The following is a 14149-nucleotide window of genomic DNA, read 5'->3' on the forward strand; positions in this document are numbered from 1 at the left end:
TATGTATGGGTATTAAAGCTGAATCAATTCTTTTGGAGCAAAAGTTAACCGCTCGTTTCCTGTATCGGTTATCACGATATCATCCTCGATACGACAACCTCCAAGTCCTTGTACGTATATCCCTGGTTCTACGGTGACTACCATTCCAGGTTTTAAAATTATATCAGATCGGTAAGATAATCCAGGGCTCTCATGAACCTCTAATCCAAGTCCATGTCCTGTAGAATGTCCAAATTGCTCTCCGTAACCCTTCTCTGAAATATAATCTCTTGTGAGACTGTCAGCTTCTTTACCAGTAATTCCTGGTCTTGTACCTTTCACTCCACGAAGGTTCGCCTCTAATACTATATCATATATTTGCTTTAGTTCGACAGATATTTCTCCTACTGCTACCGTTCGAGTAATATCGGAACAATAACCATTATACAAGGCACCAAAATCTAAAGTAACAAGTTCACCAGATGCGATTTTTTTATCGGAAGCAACACCATGCGGCAAGGCAGATCGATGTCCAGATGCTACAATGGTGTCAAAACTAGAAGAAGTTGCCCCTTGACGACGCATAAAGAATTCCAATTCGTTTGAAATCTCAATTTCAGGCACCCCAGGTTTGATATAGTTTTGAATATGAGAAAATGCATCATCGGCAATTTTAGCAGCTTTTTTCATCACTTCTAATTCATCCGGTGTTTTGAACATGCGCAATTCTTCAATCCAGCCACTTACAGGAACAAGTTCAGCAGAAAAAGATTCTTGGTAAGATAAATACTCTGAGTATGTTGTATAATCCTTTTCAAACCCTAATCTTTTTACATTATTTTCACTAACTAATTTACTAACTTCCTTTGCTATTCCACCTTTATGTTCTACGATATCAAAACCTGAGGCTTGAGAAGAAGCTTGTTCTGTATATCTAAAATCTGTGATAAATACTGCTTTATTCGCAGTAATCAAAGCAGTACCCGCACTCCCAGTAAAACCTGTAATATACCGTCTGTTATACGGACTATTAATGATTATAGCTTCAACATTATGTTCTTCCATACGACTTCTTAATTGTTCTACTTTAGTCAATTCTCCCATCCTCCTATGTAGTCAGAAAACTATCTATTTTTGTATTTTAGTTTAACACAAAATCAATAGTTTGAATAATTATTGGGAGCTTTCTGACTGAGGATGCTTTGCCTTTTGCCAGTCTTCATAATTATAAGATATTGAGTAACCTACAAACGTACCGTATAAAATAAACACACATATTGTTGTAACCCATGTATTTAACGATAATTCAGTTAGGTGTGGAACATTTGGAAAAAGTGGTTGAAGTACAAAGAATACGATTGCCCATACAGCTATTCCAAATATAATACTTACCCATAATGAATAGACTTTCTTTAACAATATATAGTAAAGAAATGCAATAGCTACAGATACTATACCTGCTATAATAATTGTGAAAAAGTTCCCTAACCAGCTATCTGTCCAACTAGCATTAACCCAAGAAGTTAATAATAACGATTTAGGTGATACCTCCATGAAATTAAAGTAATAAAATATACTAGCTATTAAACTCCATAGAATACCGCCGATAAATCCAGTTAATAACGATCTTGCAAGTAATGTGAGCCGATCCTCATTTTGATTGGAATGATTTTGTTTCCCAGAACTCATGTAGTTACACCTCCATCGATTAGTATTGCCAATCGATGGTGAACTATCACATTTTATACTAAAAATCTTTACTATAAAGACAATCAATCATTGCATAAATAATAATGTATAGGGAAGAATATAGTATCAATAATGATTCATCTGATCATACAAATCGTGTTCAAATATCGGAAATTGGTATATCATTAAAAGAAGATATCTGTTTACTAACCTTACTTAAAACGAGTAGAAAAATTCTAAGTAAGGAATGTAATTAATTGCAACCAACTTATGTATAAGTCTCTGTATGTATAAATTGATTAGGAGGGGTGTAAATGAGAAATAAATCTATGACTATATTGGTGTATATTATAATTGGATTAGCCGCCGTTGGGCTTTTTTCACAATTATTCGGGAATACAATTTCATTCCTTTCTAGAATATTAGTTACCATTGTAATCGGAGCAGCAATTTTTGGTTTACTTTACTACTTTTTTGTTAGGCGTAATTCCCCAACAAATACGGAAGATCGAAAAAAGTATAAACAAGCAGTGAAGCAATCGAAGACTAAATATAATTCTACCTCTTCTCCTATACCAAAAAAAGCAACACATAAAAAGAAACGAACAAAAAAAGCAAGTCACTTACGTGTAATTGAAGGAAGTAAATCGAAAAAAAAGAACCGCGCTTCATATTGAGCGGTTCTTTTTTTGTTGAGTGTTATCCATGCCATTTTTTCAAGAATTTTTCTGTACTATTTCTTCCGGAAATAATTAATTTTTGTCTCGCTTCTTCTGTTAATGAGAAATTCATGGCTGCTGTTCCTTCAACAGGTACAAAAATGATATTCTTCTTGTCGCTAGTAGAAATATATCTAGAATCATGCGCCTGTTTCATAGTCGAAAAGAGAGCTTGAAACATACCAATTGCATTATCAATCTTTCTTGGACCAATCTCTTGTGTTATTTCGGTTAATTTCACACCTAATAACGGCCGAAGTGGTTTATTTGTAGGTTGATCAAAAATCCACATTGGAAAGTTACTGAGTAATCCTCCATCAACAACAATACTTTTTTGTTTATACCTTCCAGGTACTCTCTTGGGCATAAAGAAATACGGGAAACCCGCACTCATTCGTACAGCTTTCGAAACAGGGAAATATTCAGGCTTTATACCATAAACTCTTTCTAAATCATCAGGAATCACTACTAATTTCCCTAAGGATAAATCACTCACAACAACTTTTAAATAACCTTCTTTAATATCAGAAAAGGTTTTAATGTGTTTCCGTTCTAAAACCTCCATCAACCAAGCTTCAAGTTTATCTCCTTTATTAATTCCAAGCTGGAAATATAGAAAAAACCATTTTGTCAGCGGTAAGAACTTTGTAAGCAAAGGTGGATCTGCTAAAGAAGAAAGATCTAATTCATTTACAAGCTCTTTAATTTCTTCCATTGAGTATCTTGCTGCAATCATTGAAGCAATAATTGCTCCAGCAGATGTTCCTGCAACTCGTTCGAATTCAATATGATGTTCCTTAAAGGTTTCTAAGACACCTACATACGCAAAAGCCTTTACTCCTCCTCCAGAAAAAACACCATCTATATTCATAACATCTCTCCATACAGTTGTTACTTCATATATAAGCACAGATGTTAAGAGTTATTCCAATAAACAAGTATAAAGTATGATAATATCGAACAGATTTTTCTGTAAATTTAAAAACCGAACTATTATAAGGAACATCCTCTCTAAAAGTTCGGCTCTCATTTATTAATTTTCTGTTACCTCGTTTACTTGCTGGTCACTTTCTTTAATTACCTTTTTTAAATCTTTTACGCGTGAATCATCTTTTTTAAAATAATTTACAAGGTCCCCAATACGGTCAATAGAGTTCCAACTTAGATGGTGTTCAATTCCTTCAACATCTTCATATATATTTTCATCATTTACTCCAATTATTTCTAAAAACTCTTCTAATAATTCGTGACGAAATACTAGACGTTCTCCAATTTTCTTACCTTTAGTAGTTAATACAAAACCACGGTACTTTTCGTAATCAAGATACTGATCCTTATCTAGTTTTTGTACCATTTTTGTGACAGAAGACGGATGAACATCCAAGGCCTCAGCAATTGCTGAAACACGAGCGTATCCTTTTGATTCAATTAAGTTATATATTATTTCAATGTAATCTTCCATACTAGGTGTAGGCATAAAACGCGCTCCTTAAATAGGTGAAAATATTTTTTATCACAGGCAACATTTTTTCTTTTCTATACTATGAGCATACATGATTGTTGGGTCAGACTCAAGTTTTTATTCAAGAAACACAAAATGCGACCGGCCGTTAGAAACATAGCGAGTGTATCCTATTTTTTAGGACTATTGAGTTAATCACGGAGAGGTGACAAACCGATGGTGTAGTGCGATTTCCTGAAGTCTTCTAGTTTCTCGACGCTTGCATAGGACGTGGTCGTTTCTGTCTACTAAAAGATATGAAGTCCAAATTCTTTCCTTTTAAATAAAAACTTTGAAAAATAGACGCTCTACCCATATAATGATAATGTAGACTAGAATTACGGGGGACCTAGAATGGAAATTTTAATTATAGCATTAGTCGTTTTATTAGCGGTGAGTCTATTCCGATATTATAGACAGAAGAATTATTTAAAAGTATTAACCGAAGATCAATTTCGTGAAGGATATCGAAAAGCACAATTAATTGATGTTAGAGAGCCTCAAGAATTTGATAGAGGTCATATTTTAGGAGCAAGAAATATCCCAATGACTCAAATGAAACAACGTCTTGTAGAAATGCGTAAAGATAAACCAATTTATTTATATTGCCAAGGAAGTTCACGTTCAGCAAGAGCAGCTCAATTACTTCATAAAAAAGGCTACAAAGAAATCTATCAGCTTAAGGGTGGATTTAAAAAGTGGACGGGTAAAATCAAGACAAAAAAATAGCAGAAAGATTAAAACCGAACCATCATTTGATGTTGTTCGGTTTTTACTTTTCATTAATAGAAGTAATTTAACTCATTGAATCAATTCATAATTAATATATTTGGTGTAAAATCCTAATGTTGCGCTGTTTGATTTCCATTGCAGACGACGCTTTCCGCAGGTACGACTTCAAAGCGTAAGAAATATACAGAGACTCCTGTGGGAAGACGACCTAGGTGAGACTCCGGATTGCTTAGCTACCGGAGGCTCGTCAGCCGCCGCTGTATTAGCGAAGTATATTTCTGCAGCGGGTTTTCAAAAGCTAATCATTCGGATCTATCTTTTGAGTGAATATTTTTGTTCCAATCCCTTTTGATAGGTTTATTCTTAATGTAACAAGAGTTTTACTCGCACTAATAAAGAACTGCTTATGGATTGTATCTGAGTACAGGTTTTCTAGCAGCAGTTGTTTCATCCATACGCTTTACAATTGTCTCATGGGGTGCTTCCTGAACAATTTCAGGGTTTTCCTCAACTTCCTTAGCTATTGTGCGCATCGTATCTATAAATCCATCTAATGTTTCTTTCGATTCTGTTTCAGTTGGTTCTACCATCAATCCTTCTTCTACATTCAATGGGAAGTAGATTGTAGGTGGATGATAACCAAAGTCTAATAATCGTTTTGCCATGTCTAATGTTCTAACCCCGAGTTTCTTTTGCTTACTACCTGATAAGACAAATTCATGTTTGCAATGTTGTGGGTAAGGAAGTTCAAATGTACCTTCCAACTGTCTCATCATGTAATTGGCATTTAATACAGCATATTCACTGACCTTTTTAAGCCCTTCTGATCCCATAGTCCGAATATACGTATAAGCACGTAGGTTTATTCCAAAATTCCCATAGAACGGTTTAACCCTTCCAATAGATTGTGGTCGATTTTCATCAAAATCATAACTATCTTTGTTTTTAACAATCAATGGTTTCGGTAAAAATGAAGCTAATTCTTCACTAACTCCAACTGGACCTGACCCAGGTCCTCCACCACCATGTGGACCAGTAAACGTTTTATGAAGATTCAAATGTACTGCATCAAACCCCATATCTCCTGGACGAACATAACCCATGATTGCATTCAGATTAGCCCCATCGTAATATAGCTTACCACCAGCATCGTGGACTATTTCAGCCATTGTCAAGATATCTTTTTCAAACAATCCAAGTGTATTAGGGTTTGTTAACATTAGAGCTGCTGTATCGTCCCCTACTACCTGTCTTAAATCATCTAAATCTACTAATCCTTCTTGATTCGATTTAACTGTAACAGCTTCAAAACCAGCAACAGCTGCAGAAGCTGGATTTGTTCCATGAGCAGAATCCGGAACAATAACCTTAGTTCGTCCATAGTCTCCATTAGACTCATGAAATGCACGGATCATCATTAACGCAGTCCATTCACCTTGTGCTCCAGCCGCAGACTGTAAGGATACTTCATGCATACCAGTTATCTCTTTTAACGATTCTTGAAGATCAAACATCATTGCCATTGCACCTTGAACAGTGCTGACATCTTGATACGGATGGATATGACTAAATCCATCTAATCTAGCGATATCTTCATTTATCTTCGGATTATATTTCATAGTACATGAACCAAGTGGATAGAACCCGGAATCAACTCCATAATTACGATTTGATAAACCAGTGTAATGACGTATTATATCAAGTTCACTCACTTCAGGAAGTTCTGGAGGAGTCTGTCGTACATATTCCGAACCTAATTCCTCTTCTAAATCAAATGATTCAACATCTAACTCTGGTAAACTATAACTGGTTCTACCTTCTTTACTTCTCTCAAATATTAGTGGAAAATCTTTCTTAGACATGAACATCCCCCAATTCTTTCACAAATTGATCGATTTCTTCCTTTGTTCGTACCTCTGTTACCGCTATTAACATATATCCTTCTAATGACTTATCATCTTTAGCAAGATCATATCCAGCAATAATACCTTTATCTAATAAATGTTTATTTATTTTTGAGACAGAACCTGGAACTTTTATAACAAACTCATTAAAGAAAGCTCCATCGAAAGCAACCTCTATTCCAGCTTCAAGAATTTTTTTCTTTGCATATCTTGCTTTTTGCATATTTACGCTGGCCAATTTACGTAATCCATGCTTACCAATCGAACTCATTGCGACAGAACTAGCTAATGCATTTAGAGCTTGATTTGAACATATATTGGATGTTGCTTTATCCCGTCGTATATGTTGTTCCCGAGCTTGTAAAGTTAACACATATCCTCTTGTGCCTTCTTCATCAACTGTCTCTCCTACGAGACGACCTGGAACTTTACGCATTAGTTTTTTTGTAGTTGCAAAATACCCACAATGAGGACCACCAAATTGCGCTGGGATGCCGAAAACTTGTGTATCACCTGTTACAATATCAGCTCCAAATTCTCCCGGAGGGGTTAAATATCCAAGAGCTAAGGGATTACTTGAGACAATTAACATTGTTTTCTGGTGGTTTTCAAGTAATTGTTCAATTTTTTTCATTGGTTCTAATTGGCCAAAAAAGTTAGGGTATTGAACAACTACACCAGCAATCGTATCATCTAGTGCTTGATCTAGTTGGGTTAAATCAGTGATTCCATTTACAGTATCAATTTCTATAACTTCAATTGATTGGCCTTTTGTGTAAGAATCAATAACTGCACGATATTCCGGATGAACCGCTTTTGATACCAGTACTTTTTTTCTTTTTGTGTGAGCAGCACTAAGATTGACTGCCTCTGCCAAGGCTGTGCCTCCATCATACATAGAAGAGTTTGCAACCGGTAATCCTGTTAATTCGGATATCATTGTTTGAAATTCAAAGATTGCCTGTAATTCCCCTTGAGATATTTCTGGCTGATATGGTGTATACGCAGTATAAAACTCTGAACGAGAAATTACATGATCTACTACAGAAGGAATGTAATGATCATACACACCTGCTCCTAAAAATGATGTGTATTCTTTTGTATGAATACTGCGACTAGCAAGCTCTGTTAATTCTTTTGTTAGTTCATACTCACTTATAGGGGCTTTTAGATTCATTTCACCCTTAAAACGAACATGTTCTGGAATGTCAGAAAAAAGTTCTTCCGTGGATTGAATTCCAATTGCGTCAAGCATTTCCCGCTTATCTAGATTAGTCATCGGTAAGTAACGAAATTCCATTGGTTGGTTCTCCCCCTTATCTTCCCCGTTTATAAAATGGTGTTGGAACAATTTTAGCCTTCAATATACGTTTTCGAACTTTTACGTCAACCTCTGTACTTATCTCTGTATAATCGGTATTAATTAAAGCTAATCCGACATTTTTATTCAGTGTCGGTGATTGGGTTCCAGAAGTTATAAAACCAATCTCTTTATCGTCTTTAAGTACCACATATTCATGTCTTGGAATCCCTTTATCAATCATTTCAATTCCTACTAATTTACGATTAATACCATTATCTACTTGATTTTTTAATACTTCTTTTCCTATAAAATCCGATTCTTTATTGACTTTTACTGCAAATCCTAAACCAGCCTCTATTGGAGAAATATCTTTTGATAATTCCTGCCCATATAATGCTAAATTAGCTTCAAATCGTAATGTATCACGAGCACCTAATCCAATTGGTTCTAATCCCTCAGCTTCTCCTTTTTCAAGAAGCAATTTCCATAACGCAGCTCCAGATGAAGCATCAATATAAATTTCGAAACCATCTTCACCTGTATACCCAGTGCGTGAAATAAGTGCCTTTGCCTCTATTCCACGTAAAGCTACATTATTCTTAAATCTAAAAAATTTAATTTCTTGTAAATTTTCTTCTGTACATTTTTGTAGTATATCTTCAGCTTTTGGCCCTTGTACTGCGAGCTGAACATACTGATTAGATACATTTTCAACGACAACCTCATCGTTCGTATACGAATTTTGCTGTATTATCCAATTTGCATCCTTTTCCGTGTTTGCAGCATTTACTACTAACAAATATTCTTCATCATCTAACATATAAACAATTAGATCGTCAACAGTACCACCATTTTCATAACACATAATAGTATATTGTGCTTTACCTGGTTCCAATTTGGAAATGTCATTTGTTAATACGTATTGCAAAAACGATTTGCTTTTTGGTCCTTTCACCGAAATTTCTCCCATATGAGATACATCAAAAAGACCTGCTTTTGTTCTGGTTACTTCATGTTCATGTTTAATACCTGAGAACTGTACAGGTAAATCCCATCCTCCAAAATCAATCGTTTTTGCACCATGCGATGCATATTCTGGAAAAATTGGTGTACGTTTTTGTTCACTCATTCCATCCACTCCTATTTTAGTTTGATGAAAAGTAAAGCGCATAAAAATAGAGACTCCTCCATAGTGAAGAAATCTCTGTCCTTAAACCAGAAAGTTGCATATTCATTCTTCAAAAAAGAACGAATATTTGCTTCGTGGGTGGTTTACTTGCGTAAACACTCTCCAGAGGTGCGTCATACAAGAGTCTTTTCTGCCTGAGAGATTCGCTCTTCACTTGCTCCTTCGGCGTTACTTTAAATAGTAAGCTCTCCCCTTGTAATCTTCCGCTGATGAAATATGTATATTTTGGATATACTAAGTACCAAAATAAAGGAAAATCTATTTTCAATTGGATTATAACACAGATACTATAGATTTTATAGAAAAAACCAAATTTTATTAACAAGAAAAGGGGATAACATATGGATTCTATCCAAGTCAACAAAGACGAACAATTTATCATAGACCTGGATGAGGCAATCCAGCGAGAAGAAAATCTAACAAGCTGGAAACTTTTCTCTATGGCATATGAAGCAGAAAAGCAAACGATGAGCCCTTCGTTTAAAGGGCTTCGTTCTATAAATCATTTATCGCATCTTCAAATCTTAGATCACCAACGAGAGGCAGCCGAACAAGTTATCGAAGAAATGGACGGAAGAGCTATACTTGCTGATGAAGTAGGATTAGGAAAAACAATTGAAGCTGGTTTAATATTAAAAGAATACATGGTAAGGGGATTAGTTTCAAAAGTATTAATTCTTGTACCTGCTTCATTAGTAAACCAATGGGAAAAAGAACTAAATGATAAGTTTTTTATCCCAGCTATTGCACATCGGAAAAACTACAGCTGGGTAGATAACCATGTAGTCATTTCATCTATCGATACTGCAAAACGCTCTCCAAACAGTGAGGAAATTCTAGATATTGATTATGATTTAATCATCATAGATGAAGCACACAAGTTAAAAAACGAGAAAACGAAAAACTATCAATTCGTAAGAGAATTAAAGAAGAAATACTGTCTATTACTTACTGCTACACCAGTTCAAAATAAATTACTCGAGTTATTTAACTTAATCAGTATATTAAAGCCAGGACATTTAGGAAACTACCAAACGTTTACTGAAAAATACGGGAAAGACAGAAAGAGAATGGAACAAGATCCATACTTGAAACAACTTGTTCAAAAAGTGATGATACGAAATACACGGAAAGAGACAGCTTTACAACCTTCCAAAAGAAAAATAGAAACGGTGTGGATGGACTTTCCAAAAGAATTCCAACAATTATACGATCAATTAGTTCAACTTTCATTTGGAATGTCATCATTTTCAAAGATTACCTATTTACGTGAATTTTGTTCTTCTCGTGAAGCATGCTATATGTCATTAGTAAAATTCGTAAAAGATATTGAAGATGTAGAACACCCTTTAAAAAAAATAATTTCTGATTTAGAATCCCTAGAACAACATATAAAAGCTGAACAAATGGTCAAATTAATTCAATCTTTAGGGGATGAGAAGGTTATCGTATTTACGGAATACAGAGCTACGCAATATTATTTGCAGTGGTTTTTACAACAACACGGGATTACTTCCGTTCCATTCCGTGGGGGATTTAAACGTGGAAAGAAAGACTGGATGAAACAGTTGTTCCGAGATCACGCTCAAGTATTGATAGCTACGGAAGCTGGCGGAGAAGGTATTAATCTTCAGTTTTGTCATAATATGATCAACTATGATCTACCATGGAATCCGATGCGACTGGAGCAACGGATAGGAAGGATTCATCGATTTGGTCAAGAAAAAGACGTACAAATATATAATTTAGTGATTAAAAATACGATCGAAGAACATATGCTTTCCCTATTATATGAAAAAATTGATTTATTCCAGAATGTAATTGGAAATTTAGATGCTATATTAGCTGAATTAAATGTGAAAAGTTTAGAATCTGAAATGGAATCTATATATAATGAATCAAGTTCTAGTGGAGAAGTAAGGATTAAATTAGACAATTTAACTTCCATAATAGAACAAGCGAATCCATCAGATAACAAAATGGAGGAGGAGCAAAAGTATGGCAATTCATGATTTAAATTCCTTTCTAAGTGAATATTTTCAAACAAAAAACTGCTTGATTGAGGAAAATATAGATGGGAAAATGGTCATTCAGCTAACAGAAGAAATGGATCGAGAACTAATGAACCGACCATTTTACTGGCATTATATAAAAAAGATAGGACGTCAAGGTGAGCCGATGAAACTGTCTATGATAACTAATCCTGATAAGAAAGATGAACAAGGTGAATGGATCCATTTCGGCAGCCCTCGCTTACATCAAATATTAAATAAATTAAAACAAGGTGAGCGTCTGACAAAATTATTCGAGGTAATACATACAGCGGAAAAAACTCCTTTATATCCGTGGTTAATTACCAATATTAAAGTTAGTTATAGTGGTAGATACAAAAAAGATGAAATATTATCAATGGGGTTGCAGTTAGTAAACGGTCGAATGGTTGTCGATGCCATGGATAAACTACAGAAAATTCCATTGGAAAAATCGATTTCCGATTATTGTTTTACGATGTCTCCCATAATTAAATTACAGAGTGGTTTTAAACGTATTCAAGATACAATAACCACTTATATTGAAAATCAAGAACATAATTGGGCTAAAGATTCATTTGAAGTTTGGGATGAAGAAAAAAAGACGCTGACACACTTTTATGAAGATAACTTAGAACATAAACGTTACATGCAGGAATTGGAAGATTTAAAAAAAAGATATCAACCAACAATTCAAATTAAAGTTATTAACGGTGGTATATTTTATTTAAAAGATAACTCCCTACACTAAAAAAGAAATGGATCATTTTCCATTTCTTTTTTTATACCATAATTTAAATGTAAATGGTAAAACTCCAAACCAACGACTCTGATATAAACTTTGCTTTTTTTGATGAGTATTTCTTCTTTTTTGTTTTTCTTCTTTTGGCAGGTCGATATAAGTAATTACTTGTTCCGTCATATACCGTAAATAGTCATTCCCATTCATAAACACACCGCCTTTATTTACTAGTTATTTTGACCAGTTCATAAACAATTATTCAAAATATTTTTAAATACAAGCAGGATTATATCGTATTATGTAGAAAGTATATTATAGTCAGAAATTCTTAGAAAGGAGGTAGATGAATGAATGAAGTAAAAAAACTTTCTGACTCCCTCATTCAATCTGCGGTCTCATTACAATCTTCGGACATACATTTTTATCCTTATACTACACAGACGGAAATTTATTTTCGTATTCATGGAAGACGTACACTACATCGAAAGATTTCTTCAAATCAATATCGATTATTAATTACTTATTATAAGTTTATTTCTGGTATGGATATTGGTGAGTCCAGAATACCTCAACACGGTACAATTATCTGGACAGAAACGTCGGACACATATTCTTTACGTATTTCTACCCTCCCCCACTATTTATTAGAGAGCATAGCAATACGAATCCACCCACAACAATCTCATCAGTTAGAGCAGCAATTGTTTCTTTTTCCAAATCAAATCCGTCACATAAAAAAAGAATGGTTATCAAATCAAGCAGGTATCATTTTACTAACAGGGCCGACTGGAAGTGGTAAATCAACGACTTTATACGCTCTATTAGAGTCCATACTTGCAGAAAACCCATGTCAAACAATCACACTAGAGGACCCAATTGAAAAAAAGATGGATAATGTATTACAAATTCAAATTAATGAAAAAGCAGGCATCTCCTACCACGCTGGATTAAAAGCAGCACTTCGGCATGATCCGGATATTATTATGGTTGGAGAGATCCGTGATCGCAAGACCGCTCATTTTGCCTTTGAGGCTGCTTTAACAGGGCATCTCGTTTTCAGTACGTTACATGCAAAGAATGCTGTTGGTACTATATTTCGTCTTAAAGAAATGGGATTGAAGGATATTGATCTTGAACAAAGTCTTTTAGCGATTGGAGCAATTCAACTATTACCGATACAATATAGAGGGGAACAAAGAAGAGCTGCAATTATGGAATTGTTAGAAGGAGAACAATTGTCAGAAGTAATATACAATCAACGGACTCACCTTGAATACCGTTTTACATTTGAATACCTACGAAAGAAGGCTTTTGCATATGGCTTTATATCTAAGAAAGATTATCCAGTCACATAAGCTATCTTCAAGCAAGCAACTTCGTTTTTTACAAATTCTAAGTAGAATGTTATCGAAAGGATTAACAATTTCTGAATCCCTAGAAACACTTTCTTTCTATGATGAATATAAACATGTTACTGATATGATTAAGAATGACCTGAAGAATGGATTACATCTAGATGAAGCACTTGAAAACGTTCATTTTCACCATTCTATCGTTACACATCTTTATGTTGTAAGAGATAATGGTAATTTAGAAAGTCGGATAAAGCAAAGTATACATCTATACCAAAATCGAATAAACTATCAGAAACGTTTTCAACAAGTAGTCCGATATCCACTTATTCTGATTATAACTTTTAGTATTATATTATATTTCGTATATAATCAAGTACTTCCATCCTTTCAATTTCTTTTTGTAAGCAACCTCTCCCCTCCTCTTCAACTCATATTTTTCACGTTACAATGGGCTGGTTATTTTATTCTTATTGTGTTATTTCTCATCCTAATAGCCTTTGTATTTTGGTCTGTATTTAAAAAAAAGATATCTACTGACCTGAAGATAAAGATCATTTCTAAAATCCCTCTTCTTGCTAGTTACTATCGAAAACAAACATCTTTTTATTTTGCTACGCAATTAAGTTCCCTTCTTCAAGCAGGTATGTCATTTCATACATTACTTTCCTATATGGCTTATCAAGATAAATTACCAATTATTACGTATTATTCAAAACAGATGCACTTACAATTAGCAAGAGGAAAATCATTAGAGAGTCTACTTACATCTTTTTACTTTATAGAAAAACAATTAAGAGCAATTATGTCTACTAGAGTTGACGCAAAGACCCTTGCTAAGGACTTACACGTATATGCTGAATTATCTATGGAAGAAATGTATTACCAATTAAATAAGATAATTACGTATATTCAACCTATATTTTTTATTATAGTAGGAGCTTTTATTATTTTCATTTATATTAGTGTCCTCTCTCCAATGTTTGAAATAATGAATTCAATTTAAGGA

Annotated in this window: 14 protein-coding genes and 1 riboswitch; of the genes, 6 read left to right on the top strand and 8 right to left on the bottom strand. The window is 34.3% G+C overall.

Annotated features, from left to right (window positions below; translation table 11 throughout):
• Window positions 1-12: 12 nt before the first annotated feature.
• Together C794_RS10050 and C794_RS10055 are read right to left on the bottom strand one after the other, a co-directional pair.
• A complete protein-coding gene (locus tag C794_RS10050) occupies window positions 13-1074 on the bottom strand; it encodes a M24 family metallopeptidase (RefSeq protein WP_017797010.1) in 1062 nt (353 codons plus the stop codon).
• A 78-nt stretch (window positions 1075-1152) separates the two neighbouring features.
• Complete coding sequence (locus C794_RS10055) at window positions 1153-1668, bottom strand: YqhR family membrane protein (RefSeq protein WP_017797011.1); 516 nt, start codon at window positions 1666-1668, stop codon at window positions 1153-1155.
• Window positions 1669-1982: 314 nt separating this feature from the next.
• Between C794_RS10055 and C794_RS10060 the strand changes: the two genes are divergently transcribed.
• Entirely contained in the window at window positions 1983-2345 is a 363-nt protein-coding gene (locus C794_RS10060) for an SA1362 family protein (RefSeq protein WP_017797012.1), read from the top strand.
• Between the two features lie 22 nt (window positions 2346-2367).
• On the opposite strand, the gene C794_RS10065 is transcribed toward C794_RS10060, so the two are convergent.
• Both C794_RS10065 and mntR read right to left on the bottom strand, forming a co-directional pair.
• Window positions 2368-3258: a patatin-like phospholipase family protein gene (locus C794_RS10065; protein ID WP_017797013.1), complete on the bottom strand. Its 891-nt coding sequence runs from the start codon at window positions 3256-3258 to the stop codon at window positions 2368-2370.
• Window positions 3259-3420: 162 nt separating this feature from the next.
• Window positions 3421-3864, bottom strand: a complete 444-nt coding sequence (gene mntR / locus C794_RS10070; protein ID WP_017797014.1) for a transcriptional regulator MntR — start codon at window positions 3862-3864, stop codon at window positions 3421-3423.
• Between the two features lie 378 nt (window positions 3865-4242).
• Between mntR and C794_RS10075 the strand changes: the two genes are divergently transcribed.
• Entirely contained in the window at window positions 4243-4617 is a 375-nt protein-coding gene (locus C794_RS10075; RefSeq protein WP_017797015.1) for a rhodanese-like domain-containing protein, read from the top strand.
• Window positions 4618-5024: 407 nt separating this feature from the next.
• Here the strand turns inward: C794_RS10075 and gcvPB are convergent, their stop codons facing one another.
• Genes gcvPB through gcvT form a run of 3 tightly spaced genes read right to left on the bottom strand, consistent with a single transcriptional unit; the run spans window position 5025 to window position 8956 of the window.
• Window positions 5025-6482, bottom strand: coding sequence for an aminomethyl-transferring glycine dehydrogenase subunit GcvPB (gcvPB, locus tag C794_RS10080; protein WP_017797016.1), 1458 nt, complete (start codon window positions 6480-6482; stop codon window positions 5025-5027).
• Window positions 6475-7824: an aminomethyl-transferring glycine dehydrogenase subunit GcvPA gene (gcvPA, locus tag C794_RS10085; protein ID WP_017797017.1), complete on the bottom strand. Its 1350-nt coding sequence runs from the start codon at window positions 7822-7824 to the stop codon at window positions 6475-6477. Before gcvPA ends, gcvPB begins: the two co-directional genes overlap by 8 nt.
• A 16-nt stretch (window positions 7825-7840) precedes the next feature.
• Entirely contained in the window at window positions 7841-8956 is a 1116-nt protein-coding gene (gcvT, locus tag C794_RS10090) for a glycine cleavage system aminomethyltransferase GcvT (RefSeq protein ID WP_026133778.1), read from the bottom strand.
• A 171-nt stretch (window positions 8957-9127) separates the two neighbouring features.
• A riboswitch (glycine riboswitch) is annotated at window positions 9128-9219 on the bottom strand.
• Window positions 9220-9357: 138 nt separating this feature from the next.
• Here gcvT and C794_RS10095 point away from each other — a divergent pair.
• The gene (locus C794_RS10095; RefSeq protein ID WP_017797019.1) at window positions 9358-11028 is read left to right on the top strand and encodes a DEAD/DEAH box helicase; all 1671 of its coding nucleotides are present in this window, start codon (window positions 9358-9360) and stop codon (window positions 11026-11028) included.
• On the top strand, window positions 11015-11797 hold the full coding sequence (locus C794_RS10100) for a YqhG family protein (protein ID WP_017797020.1): 783 nt from the start codon (window positions 11015-11017) through the stop codon (window positions 11795-11797). Before C794_RS10095 ends, C794_RS10100 begins: the two co-directional genes overlap by 14 nt.
• Before the next feature lie 12 nt (window positions 11798-11809).
• Here C794_RS10100 and C794_RS10105 read toward each other — a convergent pair whose 3' ends face one another.
• The gene (locus tag C794_RS10105) at window positions 11810-11995 is read right to left on the bottom strand and encodes a YqzE family protein (protein ID WP_017797021.1); all 186 of its coding nucleotides are present in this window, start codon (window positions 11993-11995) and stop codon (window positions 11810-11812) included.
• Between the two features lie 140 nt (window positions 11996-12135).
• Here C794_RS10105 and comGA point away from each other — a divergent pair, with 140 nt between their 5' ends.
• Together comGA and comGB are read left to right on the top strand one after the other, a co-directional pair.
• Window positions 12136-13143, top strand: coding sequence for a competence type IV pilus ATPase ComGA (comGA, locus tag C794_RS10110; protein ID WP_017797022.1), 1008 nt, complete (start codon window positions 12136-12138; stop codon window positions 13141-13143).
• On the top strand, window positions 13106-14146 hold the full coding sequence (gene comGB / locus C794_RS10115) for a competence type IV pilus assembly protein ComGB (RefSeq protein WP_017797023.1): 1041 nt from the start codon (window positions 13106-13108) through the stop codon (window positions 14144-14146). Before comGA ends, comGB begins: the two co-directional genes overlap by 38 nt.
• Window positions 14147-14149: the final 3 nt, after the last annotated feature.

This window comes from Oceanobacillus kimchii X50, from assembly GCF_000340475.1.
GTDB lineage: Bacteria > Bacillota > Bacilli > Bacillales > Amphibacillaceae > Oceanobacillus > Oceanobacillus kimchii.

Bases quoted from the DNA above. Each gene is read 5' to 3' on its own strand.
- comGA (WP_017797022.1), top strand. From the start codon at position 12,136: ATGAATGAAGTAAAAAAACTTTCTGACTCCCTCATTCAATCTGCGGTC.
- C794_RS10060 (WP_017797012.1), top strand. From the start codon at position 1,983: ATGAGAAATAAATCTATGACTATATTGGTGTATATTATAATTGGATTA.
- gcvPA (WP_017797017.1), bottom strand. From the start codon at position 7,824: ATGGAATTTCGTTACTTACCGATGACTAATCTAGATAAGCGGGAAATG.
- gcvT (WP_026133778.1), bottom strand. From the start codon at position 8,956: ATGAGTGAACAAAAACGTACACCAATTTTTCCAGAATATGCATCGCAT.
- gcvPB (WP_017797016.1), bottom strand. From the start codon at position 6,482: ATGTCTAAGAAAGATTTTCCACTAATATTTGAGAGAAGTAAAGAAGGT.
- C794_RS10095 (WP_017797019.1), top strand. From the start codon at position 9,358: ATGGATTCTATCCAAGTCAACAAAGACGAACAATTTATCATAGACCTG.
- C794_RS10065 (WP_017797013.1), bottom strand. From the start codon at position 3,258: ATGAATATAGATGGTGTTTTTTCTGGAGGAGGAGTAAAGGCTTTTGCG.
- mntR (WP_017797014.1), bottom strand. From the start codon at position 3,864: ATGCCTACACCTAGTATGGAAGATTACATTGAAATAATATATAACTTA.
- comGB (WP_017797023.1), top strand. From the start codon at position 13,106: ATGGCTTTATATCTAAGAAAGATTATCCAGTCACATAAGCTATCTTCA.
- C794_RS10075 (WP_017797015.1), top strand. From the start codon at position 4,243: ATGGAAATTTTAATTATAGCATTAGTCGTTTTATTAGCGGTGAGTCTA.
- C794_RS10105 (WP_017797021.1), bottom strand. From the start codon at position 11,995: ATGAATGGGAATGACTATTTACGGTATATGACGGAACAAGTAATTACT.
- C794_RS10055 (WP_017797011.1), bottom strand. From the start codon at position 1,668: ATGAGTTCTGGGAAACAAAATCATTCCAATCAAAATGAGGATCGGCTC.
- C794_RS10100 (WP_017797020.1), top strand. From the start codon at position 11,015: ATGGCAATTCATGATTTAAATTCCTTTCTAAGTGAATATTTTCAAACA.